The sequence below is a fragment of the Rhodococcus oxybenzonivorans genome (assembly GCF_003130705.1).
Classification (GTDB): domain Bacteria; phylum Actinomycetota; class Actinomycetes; order Mycobacteriales; family Mycobacteriaceae; genus Rhodococcus_F; species Rhodococcus_F oxybenzonivorans.
This window is the reverse complement of sequence record NZ_CP021354.1, coordinates 4275998-4297309: the sequence shown is the minus strand read 5'-3', so window position 1 is coordinate 4297309 and position 21312 is coordinate 4275998. Positions and strand designations below refer to the sequence as shown.

Below are 21312 nucleotides of genomic sequence, written 5' to 3'. Positions count from 1 at the left end.
GGCATCGTCCTGGCGGTGGGAGAGCTCGTCTCTTCCGCCGCCAGGACGGGCCGGAGCCGACCCCGGTGATATTTTCGCCTCGATAAATACTTCGAGTTCATTAAATCGGCGCATAACCCGCCGTCGGTACCGTGCCGTGTGAATTACTCGATAACTTCAGGTGGCGAGCGTATTCGCGACAGACCGAGAGTATTTTGAACAATTGTCCAACTAATGGGCCTCGGTGCGCGGATATGCGGAACCTTTGCTATTACTGAGGCATGTCGATTTCAACTCTGTCTGTGGTTATCCCGGCGTACAACGAGGAAGCGGCAATCCAGGAGTGTCTGGACAGGATATTCGAGCAGATCGATCACATCGACGAGGTCATCGTGGTCGACAACAACTCGACCGACGCGACGGCAGCGATAGTTGCTGCTGCGCAGCACCGGGAACCCAAGGTGCGGCTCGTCAAGGAAGTGGCACAGGGCTGTGCGCCTGCGCGTAGCACGGGAATGAATTCCGCGACGGGAGATATCGTAGCGAGAATTGATGTCGACACGAAAATTAATGAGGATTGGGCCGCGAATATCAAATCGTTCTTTTCCCGGCACAGCGACAGATATGCCGCGGCGACCGGTACCTGCACCTGCTATGACCTTCCGTTTCAGGGGCTGTTCGCGTCCTTGCAGCGAAAGATGAATGCGAAGAATGAGGCGAAACTGGAACGGGGTGAGTCGATCGCCGCGCCCGGACTTTTCGGTTCGAACATGGCGATTCTCAAGACGGCGTGGGAGGACATCAAGTCCGCATTACACGACGGCGAGGACGTCCACGAAGACACGGATCTGTCGTTGACCCTGCAGAGCGAGGGATTGTCCTGTGCGATGGTGCCGGGGATGGAAGCGAGCATCTCCGGTCGTCGGTATCTGTCTCCGGTGGGCAGTTACTGGCGTTACGTGCTGCGCGGTCCTCGCACGCTTGCGCTGCACGGCAAGCGCCTGTCGGCGGCCCTCGGGACGTTCGCTGTCGCCGCGACCGCGATGCCGTTCTATCTCCTCATGTGGGTGCCGTTCCGTGCGTGGGATCCCGAGCGGGAGTCGTTCTCGCTGGGCCGCCTCTTCGCCGGCGCCGAACGGCGACCGCAGCCTCGCGCGCACGTGTGAGGTGCTATGCCCAGTCGAACGACATCTCGCCCGCGACGCCGAGGTGCTTGCACAGTTTGTGAATACCGCCGAAGTCCTGCACCAGAGCAGAACGCCCTGTGTCGTGTTCGGCGTCGTCGATCATCGTCTGGCCGTCGTGGAGGTCGATGACCTCGACGATAGTGCGCCACGTCGAGTAGTCGTTGCTACTGAAGGCGGTCATCGCATCGACGAGCCCGTCCAGGAGGTGCCGCCGGTCGTCGGGCCCCAGCGTGTCGTAGACGACGCCCGCGATCTCGTCGGCGATGGAGGCGTGGCAGTACTCGTCGCGATTGTGTAGTCGCACCGTGGCCCGGTTCACCGGCTGGATCGCCTCGTTCTCGGAGATGAGGTCCAGGTACGAGCTGATGGAGATCTCGGCGACCGTCATGAAGGCGAAGGTGGTGATCGCCCGCTTCCGGGGGTCGGCGGCGTCAGCGGTGGCGGCACGCTGGCGGCGTAGTGTCAGCACGTCCGGCAAGGCGTTGTTCGGCATGGCCCAGCCGCGGCGCCTGCGCGTCACCGCGCTCGCATTCAGATGCATCAGCGTGTGGTACTGCTCGTCGACCATGGCCTCGTGTACCGCTACCACGAACGTGTCGCCGATACCGGTGTCGAGGGCGTCGTGGGCGACGAGATCGAAGCCCGGATTCACGACGTACTGCTCGATGTCCATCACGTTCTTGTTGAACGCGATCCAGCCCCACGCGCGGAGTCTGTTCTGCTGATCCTCAGGTGCGTGGCGGAAACAGTCGTGGTCGGCGAAAGGCAGCAGTTCGTCGGGGTAGTCCCGCTTGTCGAGGTCGAACAGGGTGTCGAGATCAGGTTCCGGCTTCTTCACTGTCGCCCGCTGCCCCCAATTGCGGGCGAGCCGGGCAACCACGGCGCTTTCGACCGGGTCGTTCGGGTCGTGCTCCGGCAGGGCGTGGGCGTTGTCGATCGTCATGAGGATTCTCCGTTCCCGTCCCAGAACCGGGGCGCGGTGTGCTGGAGGTCGGTGAAAAGTTCGGCGCACAGGCGGGCGAGGGGCTCGCGCCGGTCACCGAGTGTCGAGATCGACCGGGACATGAGGTCGGCGAAGTCCTGGTCGGTGCCGTTCTCGACGGTCTGGTCGACAGTGCGCATCGCGTCGGTGAGCGCGCGTCGGGCCTGCGCGGCGAACGGATTGCCGGCCTGGATGTCCCGGTACACCTCGGGTACCCCACCCGCCACGCGTGCGAGGAGGGCGAGGGACATCAAGTGCGGTGGGGTTGCCATCGCCGTCAGCTCGGCGCCGTCGGCCCCCAGTTCGCCCAGCGCCAGTCCGAATGCGAGCACACCGGCGTGGGTGAGTGCCTGGGTGAGTGCGGTCAGCCGATCATGGCGCTCGGCGTCCAGATGGACGACCGTCGCACCCCACCCGGACAGTGACGTCAGGAACCAGCCGAGGTCACCGCGGTCCTGATACGTCACCGCCGCGATCGGCCTGCCCTGCGGCGACAGTGCGGGGGCGAACATCGGGTTGATTCCGAGGGCACTGTTGGGCAGCGGGTTCGCCCGCAGAGCGGCGTCGAATCGGCACTTCACCGACAGGGTGTCGACCAGCAGGGCGTGCTCGGCCAGCGACTCGGACAGGAACGTCAGTGCGTTCAGCGCCACGGTTTCCGGTACCGCCAGCACCACCGCGTCAGCCGACTGCACCACCGCGCGCACCTCGGGTGACGGATCGGTGATGTCGCCCTGCACAGAGTCGGCGTCGGCCGTATCCGGAACGTCGATGTCGACGGTCCGGACGCGCATGCCGTCGCCGCGGAGCCGACCGGTCAGCATTCGGCCGACATCACCGCGGCCGCCGATCAGTGCGACGGTCCGGGATGATGTCGCCGGAATGGTCATGGTCCTATTTCGTTCGGGGTGTCCGCGGTGACGGACAACGCCCGCACCATGGTGGCGGCCTTGACCATGGCCTCGTCGAATTCTTCCTCCGGATCGGACAGTGCCGTGATGGCGCCGCCGATCCCGAAGGTCACTTCGCTGCCGGTAGCGACGATGGTCCGAATGACGATCGACAGGTCAGCGGTGCCGGTCAGCGAGAAGTAACCGATCGCTCCCGAGTAGACACCGCGCGGTCCCGACTCGAGCCTGTCGATGATCTCCATCGTCCGGATCTTCGGCGCGCCCGTCATGGAACCGCCGGGGAAGGCGGCGCGGACGCACTGGACGACCGAGGCATCGGCACTGAGCGTCCCACGCACCGTGGACACCAGCTGGTGGACCGCTGCATACGTTTCCACGTCGAAGAGCTTGGGAACGTGCACCGACCCCGGCACACACACCCGCGCCAGATCGTTGCGCGTGAGATCCACGATCATCAGGTTCTCGGCGCGGTCCTTCTCGCTGTCGAGCAGGTCCTGACGCAGGGCCGCATCCTTGGCCGGGGTCGCCCCACGCGGACGCGTTCCCTTGATCGGTTTCGACTCCACCACGCGGTCCGGGCCGATCCGCAGGAAGCGTTCGGGCGACGCGCTGAGAACCGACAGGCCCGCGAACTGGAGGTACGCACTGTACGGAGTGGGGCTGATGGTGCGAAGCAGCTCGAAGGTGTGCAGTGGATCGATCGTCTGATCGACGGTCGCCATGTTGGTCAGGCACACCTCGTACGACTCGCCCGTCCGAATCTCGGCAAGCGAGGACGCGATGTGCTCGAGATACCGGTCGTGGTCGTGACGCAGTGCCAGCTCCGTCGATTCGGGTTTCCTGATAGGAGGCACTGCCGACACCGGGTGGTCGGGCTCCGCGAGCCGCCGTAGCGCCGCCTCCATCTCGTCGAGCCACCGGCGCATCTCGGGATCGTCCTGGTGATCGCTGAGACACAGCGCATACGTGCGTTCGTTGGAATGATCGATGACCACGGCCCGGTCGGCGAACACGAGTGCAGCGTCGGGGGTGGGCGATCGGTGGGCGGCGGCGCCACCCGTCTGGGCCTTCAGTTCGTAGCCCAGATAGCCGACGTAGCCCAGCCCGAACGGCACTCCGGGGAGTCCGGGAACCGACCTGGCCGCCAGTTGGCGTTCCAGGTAGTCGAAGAACGGGGCGTGGACCTGTTCCACGGGTAGCCCCTCGCGCATGATCCGCACGATCGATTCACCGACGTCGTAGGTGATGTACTCGGCTCGGGGCCCAGAGCAGTTGCCCATGATGGTGAAGCGCGAAGTCGGTTCGGATGCCGACGTGCCGTCGAGCCAGAAGGCGTTCGGCCCCGTGGCAAACAGATCCTCGAAGGTGGTGCGCGGGTCGACCTCGTGGTCGATGCGGACCTGCGAAATGACGTACGGCGCGTGCGGGACGGGGATCTTCAGCATCGACCCGGGAGTCGGTGTACCCGAGTGCGTCGGGGTGAGGTCGCGGAAGTTCGCGAGCAGTTCGTGTCCGAACGCCGTACTGATCGACTCGGGGTGGAATTGGACGCCCCACAGGGGCCGGCTCCGGTGACGCACGCCCATCAGGAGACCGTCGGTGGTCCAGGCCGTCGCCTCGAGGTCGTCGGGCAGATCCCTCGCGATCAACGAGTGGTAACGCACCGTGGGGAACGGCGACGGGATGCCCTCGAAGAGTTCGCTGCCGTGGTGTTCGACGAGCGATACGCGCCCGTGCATCGGCTCAGGCGCCAGGACGACCTGTCCGCCGAACAACTGGCACAGTCCCTGGTGACCAAGGCACACCCCTAAGACGGGCAGTCCGGTTTCGGCGATGACCCGGGCGCTGATGCCGAAATCACGGGGGCGTTCGGGGCGTCCCGGACCGGGGGAGACGACGATGTTGTCGAACTCGGACCACGGCACGGAGTCCCATTCGACGTCGTTGTGCACGACGGTCGGGGGCTCGCCGTTCACCTCCGCGAGCAAAGTGAAGAGGTTGTAGGTGAAGGAGTCGTAGTTGTCGACGAGCAGCGTCCGCGTACTCATGACGATTCGACATTCGTCGAGGGATGGGGGCGGTGGTGGCCGTTGTGGCCATTGTCACCGGTACCGCTCGCGCCCGTCTCGCCGTTGATGACCAACTCCTCGAGCCTGCAGGTCTCGGCGATCAGCAGGTCGTAGAGCGCGTCGAAGAAGGCGGGGGACAGGGAGTGGCTGTCCGCGTAGCGGCGAGCGCGTTCGTGCACCAGGCCGATCCGGTGCGGTTGCATCATCGCGATGTCGGAGCGTCGCTTGAGTTCACCGATACGTCGGCACACTTCGAGTCGCCGGCCTACGGCGTCGAGCAGGGTGGCGTCGACGGCGTCGAGTTCGGCGCGCAGATCCTCGAGTGCCTGGTGCGCCGACGCGTCAGGGGCCTTTCCGGAATCATCGCTCTTCCCCTCTTCTACGGAGAAATACATAGTCGCCCCAGTCACTCGATCGGCAGTAGCTTTCTCATCCCGACTATCGTGTGTCAGTGGTGGTTCGTTTCTCCGCGCCTCCCGGACTGCCGAGACGGCGAAATATCGGGTTGCGGATGCGAACCGGTGGTGATCACCCCCATAGTCTCAATCACGGATTGAGACTTCGATGGATTTTTGGGTAACGTAACCAGAAGTCTATTTTCGGCCTATCCAGGATATGAGGCATATGCGTATTTCGTCGGCCACCCAGGCCCTGATGTTAGTGCTTGCGGGCATCTTGATGCTCGGCGCGGCACCTGCAGCGGCGGACCCTGCGGCGACTGAGCCCGAGCCCGTCGCAGATCCTGCGGTGCTGTCCGGGGCGAACGACTGGAACTGCAAGCCCTCGCCCGAGCACCCCCGCCCGGTCGTGCTCGTGCACGGCACATGGGTCAGCATGGCGGCCACCTGGAAGGACCTCGCGCCGGCTCTCGCGGCCGAGGGGTACTGCGTCTTCGCCCTCAACTACGGGCAGGTCGCCGGTCTCACCGAAGGCAATCTGCTGCGCATGTTCGGCGGTGCCGACATCGCCGAGTCGGCCCAGCAACTCGCGGTGTTCGTCGATCGGGTCCGTTCCACGACGGGTGCCCCGCAGGTCGACATCGTCGGGCACTCGCTCGGTGGCACGCTCTCCCGGCAGTACCTCCGTTTCGAAGGTGGCGCCGATCGCAACAATCCCGCCCTGAACAAGGTGCATTCGCTCGTCACGCTGGGTGCTACCAATCACGGCACCAGTTTCGGGGACGTGCAGATGCTCGGTGCAGTCGCCCAGGCTCTGGGTGTGCCCGTGACGACGCTCGCCGGCGTGGCCGTCGGGCCCTCGTACATCCAGCAGATGGTCGGTTCGCCGTTCCTGCAGGTTCTCAATGCCGCGGGCGACACGGACCCGGGTATCGAGTACACAGTGGTCGCGAGTCGCCGGGACACGGTCTCGACTCCACCGGAGAACACGTTCCTCACCGCCGGACCGGGTGCGACCGTGCACAACGTGTGGCTTCAGGACGGGTGCGAGTCGAACGCTGCCGAGCACAATGAGCTGACGACCGATCCGCGCGCGCTCTACATCATTCAGCGGGCTCTCGACCCCACGTACGCCGACCGGAACCCGGCCCCCTGTGAGGCGGGCTGAGACGTGCCCTGAGGGCGGCACCTAGTCGGGGCGGACTCAGTCCCAGATGCCGATCTCGTCGAGGTGGGCGACCAATCGCTGGGCACCGTCCATGAAGTGTGCCTTGTTCTCGGCTCCCACCACGTCGGCCTTCTTCTCCGCCATGGCCGCGATGAGACGGCGATGGCTCGCGACCGCCGACTCGCCCCAGTCGGGGTCCGAGGAGTAGAAGTGCGCCGGCGTGTAGCGAGTGGCGCTGAGAAGGAACCACGACAGCTTGTTCGCGTTCGCCAGGTGGTTGATGACCCGGTGGAACTTGAACTCGAGATCCTCGATGCGGGCGGCGTCGTTGTCCTCCACCGCCCGCTCGAGCTTGTCGTTGATATCGGTCAATTCCTCGATGGCCTCGGGGGTGGCCGCCCGGGTGGCCCGCACCGCGAGTTCCTCGCCTATCTGACTCTGGAGCCAGAAGAGGTCGTGGACGTCTTCGCGACTGAGTGGGGCGACCACGTAGCCGCGGTGGGGGACGAGTTCGACGAGCCCTTCACCGCGCAGGGTCAGGAGGGCTTCGCGCACCGGCGTGACGCTGACTCCCAGCTCCGCGGCAGTGTCGTCCAGACGGATGAAGTCACCCGGACGAACGCCCCCGGACATGATCAGGTTCCGCACGTGCACGGCGACGTCGTCGGACAGCTGCGGTCGACGGCGCAGGGCCGCTGAGCTTCGTGACACGGAGGGCAACGTCATGGGTAACTCCTTAGATGCGGCAACCAGCATAAACCGCGAGCAGTGCTTACAAGCCGTAGGTCTTACCGATGATGTCGCGCTGAATTTCGTTGGTGCCGCCGTAAATGCTGGAGACGAGGGTCGAGCGAACATGCTTCTCCATGTCGAACTCGGTGGCGTAGCCGTAACCGCCCATCATCTGCATGCCTTCGAGCGCCACCTTCTTGGCAGTCTCGGTGACCTTCAACTTGGCCATGGACGCTTCGCGGGCCAGCATCCTGTCAGGGTGGGCGTCGGCCTCCTTGGCAACGCTGTAGACGAGAAGCTTGCAGCACTCGATTTCGGTGGCGAGATCGGCGATGCGGTGACGTAGTACCTGGAACGTTCCGACCGGCCTCCCGAACTGCTTGCGCTGGGTGATGAACTCGAGGGTGTCGTTGAACGCCCGCTGCGCCGTACCGAGCATCATGGCCGCGAGGATCAGGCGTTCGAAGTTCAAACCGGTCATCAGTTGCCGCCAGCCGTTGCCGACCTCGCCGACCACGGCATCCGCGGGAAGCGCGCAATCGGTGAAGTAGAGGTCGTTCACCTCCTTGCCGCCCATGGTGCCGATGCCGCTGATCGTCAGCCCTTCCGTCCCGGCGGGCACGTGGAACATCGTCAGCCCCTCGTGCTTTCCCTCCCCGGCAGAACTTCCCGCGCCGCGCGTGACCGGTTGCCCCGTGCGAGCCACGAGCAGGATGTTGTCGGCAAAGTGCGCGTTGGAACACCACGTCTTCTGCCCGTTGATCACCCAGCCGTCGGCGGTCTTCTCCGCGCGGGTGCTGAGATTTCCGACGTCCGATCCGGCCTCCGGTTCGGACATCGAGATCGACTGCGAGCGGCCGGCCACGATGCCGCGCAGTACGACGTCCTTCTGGGCCTCGGTACCGAACTTGGCGTACGCGCCACCGGTGATCCACGTAGGCCCGATGCCACCGATCGGGGCCATTCCCTTGGCAGCCTCCTCCAGAAGGATGCACATGTCGACGAGGCTGGCGCCCGACCCGCCGTATTCCTCGGGAATCGTGATTCCGAGCCAGCCGAGCTTGGCCATCTTTTCGTAGATGTCTTGGTTGTGGTTGTGCTCACCGTGGTTCGTCAGCTTGTCCCGCAGTGCGCGGGTGCCGGTTTCGCGCCTGCAGAAATCGGCGATCGCCGCGGCGAAGTCTTTCTGTTCACTGGTGAATTCGACGCTCATGTGCGAAGGGCTCCTCGTGGGTGAGGCGGCGGACGGCCGGCCCGGCGCAGGGGTCTGTGCGGGGCTTGCCGGAATGCGGTCAGCCGCATACTGTGATGTCCACTACATTACATCACATCACATATATTTGATGTGATCTCAGGGAGGAAGCGCCATGCCACAGCAGGCCGAGACGACCGACACGAGTGCGGGCACCACGCCATTGCCTTCCGCGGAACCGTCACCAGGAACGTTCTCGTCCCTGGACCCGCGCACCGGCGAGGTACTGGCCGAGTACCCCATCCACGGCGAGCGTGACGTGCGTGACGCGGTCGAGCGAGCACGCAGCGCGGCTCAGTGGTGGAAGGGACTCGGTTTCGACGGCCGCACGAAGTGGCTGCTCGACTGGAAGAAGTCGATGGCGCGGGACGGCGAGCAACTCGCCCGGCTCGTTGCGGACGAAACGGGAAAGCCGTACGACGACGCACTCCTCGAGGTCATGCTCGCGATCGAGCACCTCGACTGGGCCACCAAGAACGCCGGCAAAGTTTTGCGCCGCCGCAAGGTGGCTTCCGGCCTGGTCAGTGCCAATCAGGCGAGCAGCGTCGGATACGAGCCAATGGGCGTGGTCGGCGTCATCGGTCCGTGGAACTATCCGGTGTACACCCCGATGGGCTCCGTCTCCTACGCAATGGCGGCGGGCAACGCCGTGGTGTTCAAGCCCAGCGAGCTGACCCCCGGGGTGGCGGTATGGATCGCCGAGAAGTGGGCGGCCCTCGTCCCGCATCAGCCCGTCCTCCAGGTCGTCACGGGTGATGGATCCACCGGATCGGCGCTCGTCGCAGCCGGCGTGGACAAGATCGCCTTCACCGGTTCTGCCGCGACGGGCAAGCGGGTGATGGCCGCGTGTGCGGAAACGCTGACTCCGATCGTCGTGGAGGCAGGCGGCAAGGACGCCATGCTCGTCGACTCGGACGCAGATCTCGAGGAAGCAGCCGGCTTCGCCGTCTTCGGTGCCATGGGCAACGCCGGGCAGACGTGCGCCGGAGTGGAACGAATCTACGTGGTCGACTCGGTCTACGACGATTTCGTCCGATTGGTCACCGACAAGGCGAAGGCTTTGCACCCTGGTCCGAAGGATGCGTCCTACGGGCCGATGACGATGACCAGCCAGTCGGACGTCGTGCGCCGTCACGTACAGGATGCGTTGGACAAGGGTGGCTCCGCCGTGGTCGGCGGGCTCGACTCCATCAAGGACGGCTACGTGGGCCCGATCGTCCTGACCAACGTCCCGGAGAACAGCACGGCGATCTGCGAGGAGACCTTCGGGCCGACGGTTGTGGTGAACAAGGTCGCTAGTCTCGACGAGGCGGTGACGAGAGCGAACGGTACCGCCTTCGGCCTCGGTGCTTCCGTATTCACGAAGGACGCCGGAAAGGCGATGCGTGTGGCCGAAGCCTTGCGGGTCGGTGTCGTCACGATCGGTTCGGTACTGGGCTTCGCCGGTGTCGCTGCGTTGCCCTTCGGCGGCGTCGGAGACTCAGGTTTCGGTCGCATCCACGGAGCGGACGGGCTGCGCGAGTTCTGCAGGGTCAAGTCGATCGCCCGGCAGCGGTTCGCGGCACCGCTGAATCTGCTGACGATGGAGCGAAAGAAGCGCGACATGCTTGTTTCCGCCTGGATGCTGAAGAACCGTCACGGGCGTTGAGTGCGGCCGGAAAGGGCGACAATCCCATGCTGATGAAGAACGACATTGCAGACAGGTCCCCAGGCGCCGCTCCCCGCGGCAGGTATGGCTGGGTACACCGAATCGAACAACTCGATCCGGTGCGTGATCACCAGGAGATTCACCGCATCACGGCAGGTTTCGAGTTTCCCTGGGATTACCAGCGGTCCCTCGAGTTCGCGTTGTTCCGGACCTACTGCGTCCCGACCGTCTCCGAATTGCTCCAGCGCACCGGTGAATTCGAGAAGCGGCCACAGAAGCGCTACGACGACACGGCCCTCCTGATGGCCGAACTGGTCGAACACGGGTACGACTCCGAGCGGGGGATCGAATCCCTGCGTGTGGTCAACCGCATGCACGGCAAGTACGACATCGACAATGACGACATGCTGTACGTGCTCACCACGTTCATCTACGAGCCGATCGATTGGATCGACCGCTTCGGGTGGCGGCGGCTCACTCCGCACGAGCGCCTCGCGTGTTTCCACTTTTACCGCGGCGTCGGGGTTCGAATGGGTATCAAGGACATTCCCACGAGCTACGAGGACTTCTACCGGTTCAAAGCCGACTACGAGCGGAAACACTTCCGGTACACGGAGGACAACCACCGCGTCGGAACCTACACGCGAGATTTATTCTGCTCGTGGTTCCCCAGGCCGGTGCGGCCCTTCGTGGCGCAGGGAGTAAATGCTCTGCTCGACCCGATGATGCTGTCGGCGTTCGGATTCGACGCTGCACCGGTGTGGTTGCAGCACAGCGCCCGGCGTGTGCTCCGATTGCGGGGCAAGTTCGTACGCTTCCTGCCGCCGCGCACCAGCTCGAAGGCCGCCCGGGACGCGCGCAATCGCAGTTATCCGGGTTATCCGGTGGGCTACCGGCCGCGGGACCTCGGCGCAGACAAGGACAACCACCGCGGCGCCCTTGGTCCGTCATTGTCCTAGGAGGACGGCCACCATCAGAGCGTGGAGCCGGGCGCGTGACTCCTCGGCGGTATCGAAGTGGATGAGCCGGCCGATGTCGAGTACCAGGCCGAGCGCGGCTTGTACGAGGAACCGCGCCTCGGCTGCCGAAAGCTCCGACCGCACCGCGGTGACGAGATGCACCCACTCCTCGACGTGGAGACGCTGCACGTTGCGGAGATTTCGTCGTTCGTTCTCGGGCAGATTCCCGATTTCGGCGAAGTAGACGGACAGCACGGCCGGATTGCGGAAGGCCAATTCCAGATACGACTCCGCCAGGGTGCACAGCGCCTCCCGAGGGTCGGTAGCGGCGGACAGGGCAGCGGACGTCGCCACTGCGAGCCGATCCGCCGCACGATAGAAAACTGCCGCCAAAAGATCTGCCTTGCTGGGGAAGTGCCGGTACACACTGGACGCATTGATCCCAGCGGCCGCGCCGATTTCCTCGATACTCGAGTCGTGATAGCCGTTCCGGTCAAAAATGTGCACGGCCTCGTTGATCAGTAACTCGCGCTTGGACGTCATGGTCAGCCCGCCGCCCGCGCCCTCGACTCGTGCCGACACCTCACCGGTCGGTACGGCAGGCGGACGGGTCGTGCGGAGAATCGACTCACACGCGCTCGTCAGAAGCGCGTGGAGGCGACGAGTGGCCAGGGCGGTGCGGTGTGCGCTGATACTGGCCATCACGCTGAGCGTCGCGGCACCCTGAGTCGTGGCATCGACGGCCGACAGTTCCGGCCGCAGCTCTCGCAGCGGCGCCGCCACGCATTGGGTTACGTGGACGAAGACGTTCCGGATGCGAATGCGGTCGTCGGCCTGGAGGTACCTGCCCTCCCACCGGTAGAGGCCCCCCAGTTTGCGGTGTTCGATCGTGTTGGTGACCAGCGCGGAGATCAGCCGGTCGAGCCGCTCCCCGGCGGCCGCCTCTTCGAGCCCTGCGAGTGCATCGTCGGCGGCGGTGCGCAGTGCATCGGCGGTCGTCGTGGCTGCATGAACGAACAGGGCGTACTTGTTGGGATAGTGCCGGTAGAGGGCGGGACCTGAGATTCCGATGGTGGCTGCGATGTCGTCGACGCCGACGGCGTGGTAGCCGCGCTCGCTGAACGCTTCCGCAGCGACGGTGGCGATCTGCGCCTTGCGGTCTTTCGGCCGACGCCGAATGGGCCTTTCGGTGGCGGCGCCGGCCGCCGTGTTGGTCCGGGCCACGGTCACCTCCGGTAGTCGGCCTGTGCTGCCAGTTTATCTGGTCGACATCTTAACCGGCACTCCCGTGCGTATCGATCGACTCTGGGTGCAGTTCCGGGGCCCGGCTCGCGCCAACCTGCCGAAAGCTTTGTGTGCACGTGCTGATAGTGCTTGCCCAGCATTGACACCGGTGCGAGTTGGCGAATAAGTTAACCGGTATTCGCATGTGCGTCCAGCCGGTTCGGGGCTGCGCGTGCTCTACATCGTCGATAACCGGGCCGCCGCGGGGCGGCACCTATGAAGAGGTGCACTGAGATGCTGAGAACGAAATTCACCGAAGCCGAAGCATTGATCACTCGACGACTTTCGGACGCGACGGGTATGCGCGTCGGGGCAGCGTCGTGACCGCTCCCGCGGTCGACGGCCTCCGCGTCGTCAGCGACGGCGGGATCCTCCGGATCACCATCGATCGCCCCGACCGGATGAATGCGCTGGACCTGGCGCACATGACAGCTCTCGGTGCGATCCTCACCGGCGCGGCCACCGACCGCTCCGTCCGGGTCGTCGTCATTTCCGGAGCGGGAAAGGCTTTCAGCACGGGCGCCGACCTCGCCGCCGCCGCGGCGGCGGGAGGTAGGGAGGCGCCACCCGAGGTGGTGATGGAGGCGGCGAACAGGGTGATACGAGCCATCGTCGACCTGCCGGTGCCTGTCCTAGCGCAGGTGAGCGGTGCCGCAGTAGGGGTCGGCGCCTCGATCGCGCTGGCAGCCGACCTCACCTACGCCTGCGAGGATGCGTACCTGCTCCTTGCGTTCGTCAACATCGGGCTGATGCCCGACGGCGGTTCCAGTGCGCTCATCGCTGCGTCGATCGGCCGCGCGAGGGCCACCCGGATGGCGTTGCTCGGTGAACGTCTGGGGGCGCCGGAGGCCGAGCGTGAAGGGTTGATCGCGGGAGTCTTGCCGGCCGGTGAACTGGCGGCTCACGTCGACGCCGTCGCGGCGAAGCTGGCTCATGGTCCGCGGCGTGCCGTCGAACTGACCAAGAGGGCGCTCACGGCATCGACGCTGACAGCGCTCGAAGGTGCCCTCGAGCGGGAGAAGGACGGGCAGATCGAACTGCTGCAGGGGCAGGATTTCGTCGAGGGAGTGACCGCGATGCTCGGCAAGCGAGCGGCTCGCTTCCTGGGGTGATTCCACCGATCGTTCGAGCCGTCCGCATCCGTTCAGCATGCGAATTCCGGTTAACAAAACCGTTCCGATCACAGTCATGATCTGTAATACTCGTCACAGCCATCGCGCAGTCCGTCGAAGCGCGCTGGAAGAGACGAGTACAGCGAAGGGACCACGAACACATGCCATCTCGTAGCGAGCTGCTCGCCCAGCCACTGCAATCCCGCCGCAACCACTGGAACAATTGGGTAGCGACCCATGCCGAGATGAAGCCGGACCATGCCGCGTTTCGCTTCCTCGGGCAGAACACCTCCTGGCGTCAACTCCACGACCGCTCCGAGGCGCTTGCCGGGGCACTGTCCCGCCGTGGAGTCGCGTTCGGCGATCGCGTCCTCCTCCTGACCCTCAACCGGACCGAGTTCTTCGAAGCGGTGCTCGCGATCAACGCGCTCGGCGCCATCGCCGTGCCGGTCAACTTTCGGCTCACACCCCCTGAGGTCGCGTTCATCGCACGCGATTCCGGTGCACGTGCCGTGTTCACCGAGCCGGCGCTCGCGCCGCTGATCGCGGCCGTACGCCAGGAAGTTCCGGAGCTGAGCCTGGTCGTGAACATGGGCGCGGTGACCGAGGGCGACGTGCTCGGTTACGAGGAGCTACTCGTCGAAGGCGGGCCTGCGTACAACCCTGTCGACCTTCCGGAGGACACCGCCTCACTCATTCTGTACACCTCCGGAACCACCGGAACCCCCAAAGGGGCGGTGCTGTCCCACTCGAACATGGTCGGGCAGGCCATCACCTGCATCCGCGCCATGCGCTACGACCGGGGTGACGACATCGGGTTCCTTGCGTCACCGGTATTCCACGTCGCCGCGCTCGGTTCCGTCGCCCCCATGCTGATGCTCGGGGGGACCACAGTGATCCATCCCCTCAAGGCCTTTCATCCCACCGAGATGCTGGACGTGTGGGAACAGGAACGGGTCACCTCGGTTTTCCTGGTACCGGTTCAGTGGCAGGCAGTGTGTGCCGACCCCACCGTCGAGGGTCGCGATCTCGCGCTGCGAGTCATCAGCTGGGGTGCAGCCCCGGCGTCGGATACGGTCCTCCGTTCGATGGCGGACACCTTCCCGCACGCCCTGATCGTCGCGGTGTTCGGGCAGACCGAAATGTCACCGATCACGTGCGTGCTCGACGGCGACGACGCGATCCGCAAACTCGGTTCCGTGGGCAAACCGATCCCGACGATCCACACCCGCATCGTGGACGACGAGATGAACGACGTCGAGCCGGGCACCGTCGGCGAAATCGTCTACCGCGGACCGACCATGATGCAGGAGTACTGGCAGAACCCGACCGCCACAGCCGAGGCTTTCGCCGGCGGCTGGTTCCACTCCGGTGACCTCGTGCGGCAGGACGAGGAAGGCTTCGTCTACGTCGTGGACCGCAAGAAAGACATGATCATCTCGGGTGGCGAGAACATCTACTGCGCAGAGGTGGAGAACGTACTGTTCGCACATCCGAGGATCCGCGAGGCAGCTGTCGTCGGCCGCCCCGACCCGAAGTGGACCGAAGTGCCCGTGGCCATCGTGGCGCTCGCCGACGACGGTGACGACCTCTCGGCCGACCAGCTCACGGCATGGCTCGACGACAAACTGGCCCGCTACAAGCATCCGAAAGACGTCGTCGTCGTCGAGGCGTTACCGCGCAATGCCAGCGGCAAGGTCGTCAAGGGCGAACTTCGAAAAATGCACGGCGCGAACAGCGTCGTGGTCTGAACCCTGCCGAGATGACATTCGAACTGCCACCCACGAAGGGGCCGTTGAGCCAATTCGCCCATGAGGTCGGTGCGCTCATCGGTTTCTCGATTGCGACTGTGGTTGCCGCAGTGCGAGTGCTCGTCAGGCGCAAGCTGGCATGGCGAGAATTTCTCGACCAGGCGTGGAGGCTCGCGTCGGTCACCTCGGCGCCTGCACTGCTTCTCATGATCCCGATCGGGGTTCTGATCGCTGTGACGATCGGCAGTCTCGCCGGTCAGCTCGGTGCCGAGGGATATACCGGGGCGGTCGTCGGCTTCGTGATCGTCGGGCAGGCGTCCGCACTGGTATGCGCATTGATGCTGGCCGGTGTCGGGGGTTCCGCGATCTGCGCCGACCTGGGGTCGCGCACGATCCGGGAAGAGGTCGAAGCCATGGAAGTCATCGGGCTCAACGTGATCGAAAGGCTGGTCGTCCCCAGGGTTCTCGCATCGGTCGTCGTCGGGGTCGCGCTGTGCGCGATGGTCACGGCGACCGGTGTGTCGGCCTGCTTCTTCTTTCAGGTCGTCGTCCAGGACACCTCGTCCGGCAGCTTCCTCACCGCACTGTCCCAATACACCCGGCTCTCGGATTTCGTCGTCGCGCTCGTCAAGTCCGCCGCCTTCGCCGTCACCTCAGCGCTGATCGCCAGCTTCAAGGGCCTGCACACCAAGGGCGGTCCCAGTGGTGTTGCCGATGCCGTCAACGAGGCAGTGGTCCTCGCTTTCATCTTGGTGTTCATCGTGAATACCGTTCTCAGTCAGCTTTATTCCGTTCTCGTCGTCCCAGTAGGTGGTTACTGATGGTGGTGGTCGATGCCAGATGGTCCGCGGCGCACTGGGCGAAGTCGAAGGCTCGTCAACCCCTGAATCTGCTGACGGGGCTGGGCCGGGAATTCACCTTCTACGGAAGTGCAATCGCAGGAATACCCCTAGCAGTGGTGAAGTACTGGCGGCACATCATGCGCCAGGTCGGTGACATCAGCTTCGGTGGCGCCACGGTGCTCGCCGGCGGAGGCGCGATCGGAGTCGTGTTCGCCATGTCCGCTGTTGCGGCCACTCAGGTGGGCATCGAGGGTTTGCGCGGGCTCGATCTACTGGGAATGGGGTCGTTGTCCGGGCTCCTGTCCGCGATTCTGAACACGCGTGAGCTGGCGCCGGTGATTGCGTCGATAGCGCTCGCGGCCAAGGTCGGGACCGGGTTCACCGCGCAGCTGGGATCGATGCGGATCTCGGAGGAGATCAGCGCGCTCGACGCGATGGCGATCCGCTCGCTGCCGTTTCTGGCGAGCACCCGGCTCGTGTCCTGCCTGATCTGTGTCGTGCCGCTCTATATCGTGGGGCTCCTGTCGTCCTACCTGGCGTCGCGGCTGGTGATCGTCACCTTCGCCGGACAGTCCGCTGGTACCTACGATTACTACTTCCATCTCATGCTCACTCCCACCGACATCCTGTATTCGTTCGTCAAGGCGATCGTCTTCGCTACCATCATTGCGCTGGTGCATTGCTCGTACGGGTATCACGCATTCGGAGGTCCCGAGGGCGTCGGCCGGGCCGCCGGGCGCGCGTTGCGCACCAGCATCCTCGCCATCGGAATCGTGGACCTCCTGTTGACTCTCGCACTCTGGGGTCTCGTGCCGTCCGCTCCCGCGCTGGGGCTGCCGTGATGCGGGGCCGCCCGGGCGGCCCAGGGACGATCGCCCTCGCCGTTCGCGGACTGCTCGGCGTCGTCGTCCTCGCCACCGGATCGATTCTCCTCGTAGGCTTCGGCACCGAGTCGATCGTGACCGATCCCGTGGTGCACGCGACCCTGCCTGCAGAGGCGGGCGCCGTGAAGTCGCATTCGACGGTGTCGTACCGCGGCGCCGCGGTGGGCACCGTGGCCAGTGTCGATCCCGGCATCGAGAAGTCGGGGTTGGAGATCAGCCTCGATCCCCAGCAGATCCACCACATCCCGGCGAGCGTTCGCGTTCGGATCGTGCCCCGCACCCTGTTCGGCGACCAGATCGTGGACCTCGTACCCACCGGCGCCGCAGCCGGAGCGAGGCTCGCCGAGGGAGCGCACCTCGCACCCGACACCTCTACCGAAACGGTGCAGATGTACGACCTGTACTCGCGTGTCTATCAGCTGTTGTCGGAGGTGGAGCCGGAACAGATGCAGGCGGCCCTCAGTGCGGTCGCGGACGCGCTGCGCGGCCGAGGCGAGCAGCTGGGTCACACTCTCGACAGCCTCCACGAGGTCGCGCAGGCGACAGCGCCGCTCGTCGATTCGGTGGCGCAGCGCGCCCCGCAGATCGCCCGTCTCAGTGAGCAGCTGGGTGCGGCGTCCCCGGATCTACTGGCCACGATGGAGGCGGCGACATCCCTGTCGCACACCCTGGTGGAGAACGCCGACAGCTTCACCGGGTTTCTCGCCGCCAGTCTCGTCGTCTCCAGGAACTCGGGGGCTGTCGTGGAGGAGAACGCCGATTCGTTGATCGCTGTGGCATTGAATCTTTCACCCACCCTCGGCACGATGGCGAGTAAGTCCGACATGCTGCGGGCAACACTCGACGAGCTGGGTCCGTTCGGCGAGGCAGGGGCATCGGTTTTCGCGACCGGCAAGTTTGCGGTGCGGGTCGCTGCCGACCTGTCGAATCCGCGGCCGTATACCGCTGCGGACTGCCCTCGTTATCCCGGTCTCAGCGGGCCCAACTGCGGTGAAGGACGTGGTCGATGAACGTCCGCAGATCGGCGTTCAAATTGGCGATCTTCCTGGTCGTCGCGGTGTGCGCCGCAGTGCTCGTGGTCAACACCCTGCGCGTCCCCGTCCCGGGCCCGACGGTCGGATTCAAGGCGATGTTCACCGACGCCCAGGGCGTCACGCCTGGCAGCGACGTCACCATCGCCGGCGTGCGAGTAGGAAAGGTCGATTCGGTGCAGATCGTGGACGGTGATGCCGGAACCGCCTCCGCCCTGGTCGGTTTCCGGGTGGAGCGCGATCAGAAGTTGCCCGCCGATACCACCGTCGCCATCCGGTACGGCGACTTGTTGGGTGTCCGGTACCTCGACCTGAGCGCAGGAGAAATCGGGAAAGGCACGCTCGAGGAGGGGGAGACGATCCCGCTCGACCGCACTTCACCTGCCCTGGACCTGACGAGTCTGTTCAATGGTTTCAAGCCTCTGTTCGAGGCGATCGACCCCACACAGGTCAACGAACTCGCCTCAGAGGTCGTCGCCGTATTCGACGGCCGGAGAACCAGTGTCGACACCCTGCTGCGACGGGTCACCGCGGTGACCGGAAATCTGGCTAATCACGATCAGGTCATCGGTGAGCTCATCGGCAATCTCGAGATCGTCGCCACCACCGCGGCCGCCAGGGGACCAGAACTCTCGCACTTGGTGGAAAGCCTCACCGCGTTCACCGGGATGCTCGCCGAGAACAACGACGTGTTGATCGATACCCTCGACAACACGGCTGCCGTCAGTGCCTCGATGATCGACATCCTCGACGGCCGAGTTCCCGAACTCACCCGAACGGTAGACCGGATGAATTCGCTCACGGGTGCGATGCTCGGCGCGAACGCCGGGTTCGACCACCTGATGACGGCGACTCCGAGCTTCTTCGCCTCCGTCAACCGCGCCGGCGAGTACGGATCGTGGCTCAACATCTACCTGTGCACCTTCATCGTCAATGTCGACGGTCAGGAAGGCGCATTGGGCCCAGACCTGCATTCGAGGTATTGCCAATGACGTTCGTGGACAAGATTCGGGACGTCTGGGACTCCCTGTCCGGCAAGGAACGTGTGCGACCGGTCAGTCCTCTTGCCGTGGGAGCCGTGGGAATCACGGCCGCCACACTGGTTCTGGCGATCGTCCTCGTCGTACCTCGGCTGAGCTTTACCGTTCGGACCGACGCGTACACCGCGGAACTCGCCAACGCGGCAGGCCTGACCACCTCGGACTACGTCTACGTCGCCGGAGTTCCTGCCGGCCGGGTCACGGAGGTCGAGCTTGCCGGCGATCGCGTCCACGTCCATTTCCGGCTCGACGGTGAACGACGCCTCGGCTCCACGACTTCGGCGGGAGTGAAACTGTCGACCATCCTCGGTAGGAGATATCTCGATGTCGCGCCTTCCGGGCCGGGTGAAACGCCGTCGAACGGAGTGATCCCGTTGAGCCGCACCAGCGTGCCCTACTCCCTCGACGACATCGGGTCCGGCGCGATCGAAGCAGCGAGCGAACTGGACGTCGAGGGACTGCAGAAAATGGTTGCGACGGTCACGGACACGATGCCCACGGATGCCACCCTCAACCAGGATGCGCTGGCAGGGATCAGTGCAGCGTCCGCGATCCTGGCCAAGAATGCCGACCAGATCACGCAATTACTCGACAGTTCCCGAACTGTGACGGATGTGCTGGTAAGTCAACAGGACCAGTTGTCGACGCTGCTGGGAAACGCGGAGGTCGTCATGAAGACGCTGGCGACGCGACGGGAAGCGATACGCCAGATGGTCGAAGATCTGGAGTCCCTGGTAGCTCAGGCGTCGCAGTTCCTCGGCGAGAACACACACGATCTCGACCTCCTGCTTGCGAACGCACGTGAGGTGACGGACCGTCTCAACGCCAACCTGGGCAATATCGATACCCTCCTCACACAGGGTGCACCGGCCGCACGCGCCCTGGTCAACTCGACCGGAACGGGCGATTGGGCCGACGTCTCCGCACCCTCCGCCTTCATCGCGGACAACCTTCTGTGCGTCGTCGGACTGCTGACGGGGTGTTCGTGAAGACCGCGGAGCGCAGGGCTGTGAGGATCGGTCTGACAGTCGGGCTCGTCGTGGCGGTCGCAGTGGCCGGTTGGCTGGTGATCTTCCGTTCGTCCTCAACCACAGTGCATTCGGAGTTCGCCTACGTGAACGGGGTCTTTCCCGGAACCAAGGTCACCGTGCTGGGTGTCCCGGTGGGCGCCGTCGAGGCGGTGGAACCGAGGGGTGCGACGGTCCTGATCACCATGTCGGTCGCCGCCGATGTCAGCCTTCCTGCGGATGCGCATTCGTATGTGCTGGTCTCGTCCGCGATCGGTGAACGCTTCGTCGAACTCGGACCGGCCTACACCGGGGGACCGGTACTGGACAGTGGCGACACCATCCCGCTCGAGCGCAGTCACTCGCCGATTACCTGGGACCAACTGATGGACAGTGTCGAGACTGTGGTCGAGGTGCTCGGTCCGGAAGGCGGCAACGTGGGAGCCGCACTCTCGGCCACCGCGGCGTCCACTCACGGTACCGGCCAGGCGATGAACGATGCCATCCGCACGCTGTCCCAGGCGAGTTCGGTCGTCGCCGGCAACAGCGAGGATCTCGGCGCCCTCATCGATAACCTCGAGGTGCTCGTCACGACGATCTCGGCGCGGCAGGCTCAGGTCGACTCGCTGGCACAGTCGCTGACTGTCGTCGGCGACGAGTTCGCCGGACAGCAGTTCGAGATCGGCTCCACGATAGTGCAGCTCACGACTCTGCTGGACCACATCGATCAGCTCGTTTCCGCTCGCGGCGGCGACGTGAGTGCCAGTATCGACAACCTCGCCGGAATGAGTGGAGTCCTTCGACAGCACGACACCGACCTCGCCGAGATCATGGATCTGCTGCCCTTGCTCGTCGACAACATTCAGCGTGCGGTCACCCCCGACCAGCGTGCCCGCATCCGATTGAACATCTCGACCAATCTTGCGCAGGCGGAGCCGACGTCGCCTCTGTGTCAGGTGGTCGATCCGATCCTCTGCCGCGGACCAGGAATCACCAACCCGATTCAATTCCCTCCCAGCATGTCCGATCCGTTCGGGCTACGTGAACTCATGGTCGGAGGACGATGACGATCCGGA

General features: G+C 64.7%; 19 protein-coding genes. 12 read left to right on the top strand and 7 right to left on the bottom strand.

All coding sequences use genetic code 11. From position 1 onward, the window contains the following. The first annotated feature begins 260 nt into the window (after positions 1-260). Positions 261-1145, top strand: coding sequence for a glycosyltransferase family 2 protein (locus CBI38_RS20360; protein WP_109331650.1), 885 nt, complete (start codon positions 261-263; stop codon positions 1143-1145). 4 nt (positions 1146-1149) lie between these two features. Here the strand turns inward: CBI38_RS20360 and CBI38_RS20355 are convergent, their stop codons facing one another. From CBI38_RS20355 to CBI38_RS20340, 4 genes are read right to left on the bottom strand one after another with little or no spacing between them, the layout of a single operon-like run. Then, the gene (locus CBI38_RS20355; RefSeq protein ID WP_109331645.1) at positions 1150-2109 is read right to left on the bottom strand and encodes an AurF N-oxygenase family protein; all 960 of its coding nucleotides are present in this window, start codon (positions 2107-2109) and stop codon (positions 1150-1152) included. Beyond that, positions 2106-3038, bottom strand: a complete 933-nt coding sequence (locus CBI38_RS20350) for a prephenate dehydrogenase (protein ID WP_109331643.1) — start codon at positions 3036-3038, stop codon at positions 2106-2108. Before CBI38_RS20350 ends, CBI38_RS20355 begins: the two co-directional genes overlap by 4 nt. After that, positions 3035-5107, bottom strand: a complete 2073-nt coding sequence (pabB, locus tag CBI38_RS20345; RefSeq protein WP_109331642.1) for an aminodeoxychorismate synthase component I — start codon at positions 5105-5107, stop codon at positions 3035-3037. Before pabB ends, CBI38_RS20350 begins: the two co-directional genes overlap by 4 nt. Then, positions 5104-5523: a chorismate mutase family protein gene (locus CBI38_RS20340; RefSeq protein WP_109331641.1), complete on the bottom strand. Its 420-nt coding sequence runs from the start codon at positions 5521-5523 to the stop codon at positions 5104-5106. The genes pabB and CBI38_RS20340 overlap by 4 nt, the downstream gene beginning before the upstream one ends. A 229-nt stretch (positions 5524-5752) precedes the next feature. On the opposite strand from CBI38_RS20340, the gene CBI38_RS20335 reads away from it, so the two are divergent. Next, positions 5753-6694, top strand: coding sequence for an esterase/lipase family protein (locus tag CBI38_RS20335; RefSeq protein ID WP_109331637.1), 942 nt, complete (start codon positions 5753-5755; stop codon positions 6692-6694). A gap of 36 nt (positions 6695-6730) precedes the next feature. Here the strand turns inward: CBI38_RS20335 and CBI38_RS20330 are convergent, their stop codons facing one another. Beyond that, positions 6731-7420: a GntR family transcriptional regulator gene (locus tag CBI38_RS20330; protein ID WP_109331636.1), complete on the bottom strand. Its 690-nt coding sequence runs from the start codon at positions 7418-7420 to the stop codon at positions 6731-6733. A 46-nt stretch (positions 7421-7466) separates the two neighbouring features. Beyond that, a complete protein-coding gene (locus CBI38_RS20325) occupies positions 7467-8639 on the bottom strand; it encodes an acyl-CoA dehydrogenase family protein (protein WP_109331629.1) in 1173 nt (390 codons plus the stop codon). Positions 8640-8793: 154 nt separating this feature from the next. Between CBI38_RS20325 and CBI38_RS20320 the strand changes: the two genes are divergently transcribed. Both CBI38_RS20320 and CBI38_RS20315 read left to right on the top strand, forming a co-directional pair. After that, complete coding sequence (locus CBI38_RS20320) at positions 8794-10326, top strand: aldehyde dehydrogenase family protein (protein ID WP_109331626.1); 1533 nt, start codon at positions 8794-8796, stop codon at positions 10324-10326. Positions 10327-10352: 26 nt separating this feature from the next. Then, positions 10353-11285 carry an oxygenase MpaB family protein gene (locus CBI38_RS20315; RefSeq protein ID WP_109331625.1) on the top strand — a complete coding sequence of 311 codons (933 nt, stop codon included), beginning with the start codon at positions 10353-10355 and terminating at the stop codon, positions 11283-11285. Here CBI38_RS20315 and CBI38_RS20310 read toward each other — a convergent pair. Then, the gene (locus CBI38_RS20310; protein WP_109331624.1) at positions 11274-12515 is read right to left on the bottom strand and encodes a TetR/AcrR family transcriptional regulator; all 1242 of its coding nucleotides are present in this window, start codon (positions 12513-12515) and stop codon (positions 11274-11276) included. The two genes, CBI38_RS20315 and CBI38_RS20310, sit on opposite strands and share 12 nt — an antisense overlap. A gap of 374 nt (positions 12516-12889) precedes the next feature. Here CBI38_RS20310 and CBI38_RS20305 point away from each other — a divergent pair, with 374 nt between their 5' ends. The 8 genes from CBI38_RS20305 (at position 12890) to CBI38_RS20270 (ending at position 21303) form a co-directional block, all read left to right on the top strand. Next, positions 12890-13681, top strand: a complete 792-nt coding sequence (locus tag CBI38_RS20305) for an enoyl-CoA hydratase (protein WP_109331623.1) — start codon at positions 12890-12892, stop codon at positions 13679-13681. 161 nt (positions 13682-13842) lie between these two features. Further along, positions 13843-15432 (top strand): fatty-acid--CoA ligase FadD5, encoded by a 1590-nt coding sequence (gene fadD5 / locus CBI38_RS20300; RefSeq protein WP_109331620.1) that lies wholly within the window; start codon positions 13843-13845, stop codon positions 15430-15432. Positions 15433-15443: 11 nt separating this feature from the next. After that, a complete protein-coding gene (locus tag CBI38_RS20295; RefSeq protein ID WP_109331619.1) occupies positions 15444-16253 on the top strand; it encodes an MlaE family ABC transporter permease in 810 nt (269 codons plus the stop codon). 2 nt (positions 16254-16255) lie between these two features. Next, the gene (locus tag CBI38_RS20290; protein ID WP_109335228.1) at positions 16256-17116 is read left to right on the top strand and encodes an MlaE family ABC transporter permease; all 861 of its coding nucleotides are present in this window, start codon (positions 16256-16258) and stop codon (positions 17114-17116) included. Continuing rightward, positions 17116-18168 (top strand): MCE family protein, encoded by a 1053-nt coding sequence (locus CBI38_RS20285; RefSeq protein WP_109331618.1) that lies wholly within the window; start codon positions 17116-17118, stop codon positions 18166-18168. The genes CBI38_RS20290 and CBI38_RS20285 overlap by 1 nt, the downstream gene beginning before the upstream one ends. Beyond that, the gene (locus tag CBI38_RS20280) at positions 18165-19181 is read left to right on the top strand and encodes an MCE family protein (RefSeq protein WP_109331617.1); all 1017 of its coding nucleotides are present in this window, start codon (positions 18165-18167) and stop codon (positions 19179-19181) included. The genes CBI38_RS20285 and CBI38_RS20280 overlap by 4 nt, the downstream gene beginning before the upstream one ends. Beyond that, the gene (locus CBI38_RS20275; protein ID WP_109331616.1) at positions 19178-20218 is read left to right on the top strand and encodes an MCE family protein; all 1041 of its coding nucleotides are present in this window, start codon (positions 19178-19180) and stop codon (positions 20216-20218) included. The genes CBI38_RS20280 and CBI38_RS20275 overlap by 4 nt, the downstream gene beginning before the upstream one ends. Further along, positions 20215-21303: an MCE family protein gene (locus tag CBI38_RS20270; protein ID WP_109335227.1), complete on the top strand. Its 1089-nt coding sequence runs from the start codon at positions 20215-20217 to the stop codon at positions 21301-21303. The genes CBI38_RS20275 and CBI38_RS20270 overlap by 4 nt, the downstream gene beginning before the upstream one ends. Positions 21304-21312 lie beyond the last annotated feature (9 nt).

Bases quoted from the DNA above. Each gene is read 5' to 3' on its own strand.
- CBI38_RS20360 (WP_109331650.1), top strand. From the start codon at position 261: ATGTCGATTTCAACTCTGTCTGTGGTTATCCCGGCGTACAACGAGGAA.
- CBI38_RS20355 (WP_109331645.1), bottom strand. From the start codon at position 2,109: ATGACGATCGACAACGCCCACGCCCTGCCGGAGCACGACCCGAACGAC.
- CBI38_RS20350 (WP_109331643.1), bottom strand. From the start codon at position 3,038: ATGACCATTCCGGCGACATCATCCCGGACCGTCGCACTGATCGGCGGC.
- pabB (WP_109331642.1), bottom strand. From the start codon at position 5,107: ATGAGTACGCGGACGCTGCTCGTCGACAACTACGACTCCTTCACCTAC.
- CBI38_RS20340 (WP_109331641.1), bottom strand. From the start codon at position 5,523: ATGTATTTCTCCGTAGAAGAGGGGAAGAGCGATGATTCCGGAAAGGCC.
- CBI38_RS20335 (WP_109331637.1), top strand. From the start codon at position 5,753: ATGCGTATTTCGTCGGCCACCCAGGCCCTGATGTTAGTGCTTGCGGGC.
- CBI38_RS20330 (WP_109331636.1), bottom strand. From the start codon at position 7,420: ATGACGTTGCCCTCCGTGTCACGAAGCTCAGCGGCCCTGCGCCGTCGA.
- CBI38_RS20325 (WP_109331629.1), bottom strand. From the start codon at position 8,639: ATGAGCGTCGAATTCACCAGTGAACAGAAAGACTTCGCCGCGGCGATC.
- CBI38_RS20320 (WP_109331626.1), top strand. From the start codon at position 8,794: ATGCCACAGCAGGCCGAGACGACCGACACGAGTGCGGGCACCACGCCA.
- CBI38_RS20315 (WP_109331625.1), top strand. From the start codon at position 10,353: ATGCTGATGAAGAACGACATTGCAGACAGGTCCCCAGGCGCCGCTCCC.
- fadD5 (WP_109331620.1), top strand. From the start codon at position 13,843: ATGCCATCTCGTAGCGAGCTGCTCGCCCAGCCACTGCAATCCCGCCGC.
- CBI38_RS20295 (WP_109331619.1), top strand. From the start codon at position 15,444: ATGACATTCGAACTGCCACCCACGAAGGGGCCGTTGAGCCAATTCGCC.
- CBI38_RS20285 (WP_109331618.1), top strand. From the start codon at position 17,116: ATGCGGGGCCGCCCGGGCGGCCCAGGGACGATCGCCCTCGCCGTTCGC.
- CBI38_RS20280 (WP_109331617.1), top strand. From the start codon at position 18,165: ATGAACGTCCGCAGATCGGCGTTCAAATTGGCGATCTTCCTGGTCGTC.
- CBI38_RS20275 (WP_109331616.1), top strand. From the start codon at position 19,178: ATGACGTTCGTGGACAAGATTCGGGACGTCTGGGACTCCCTGTCCGGC.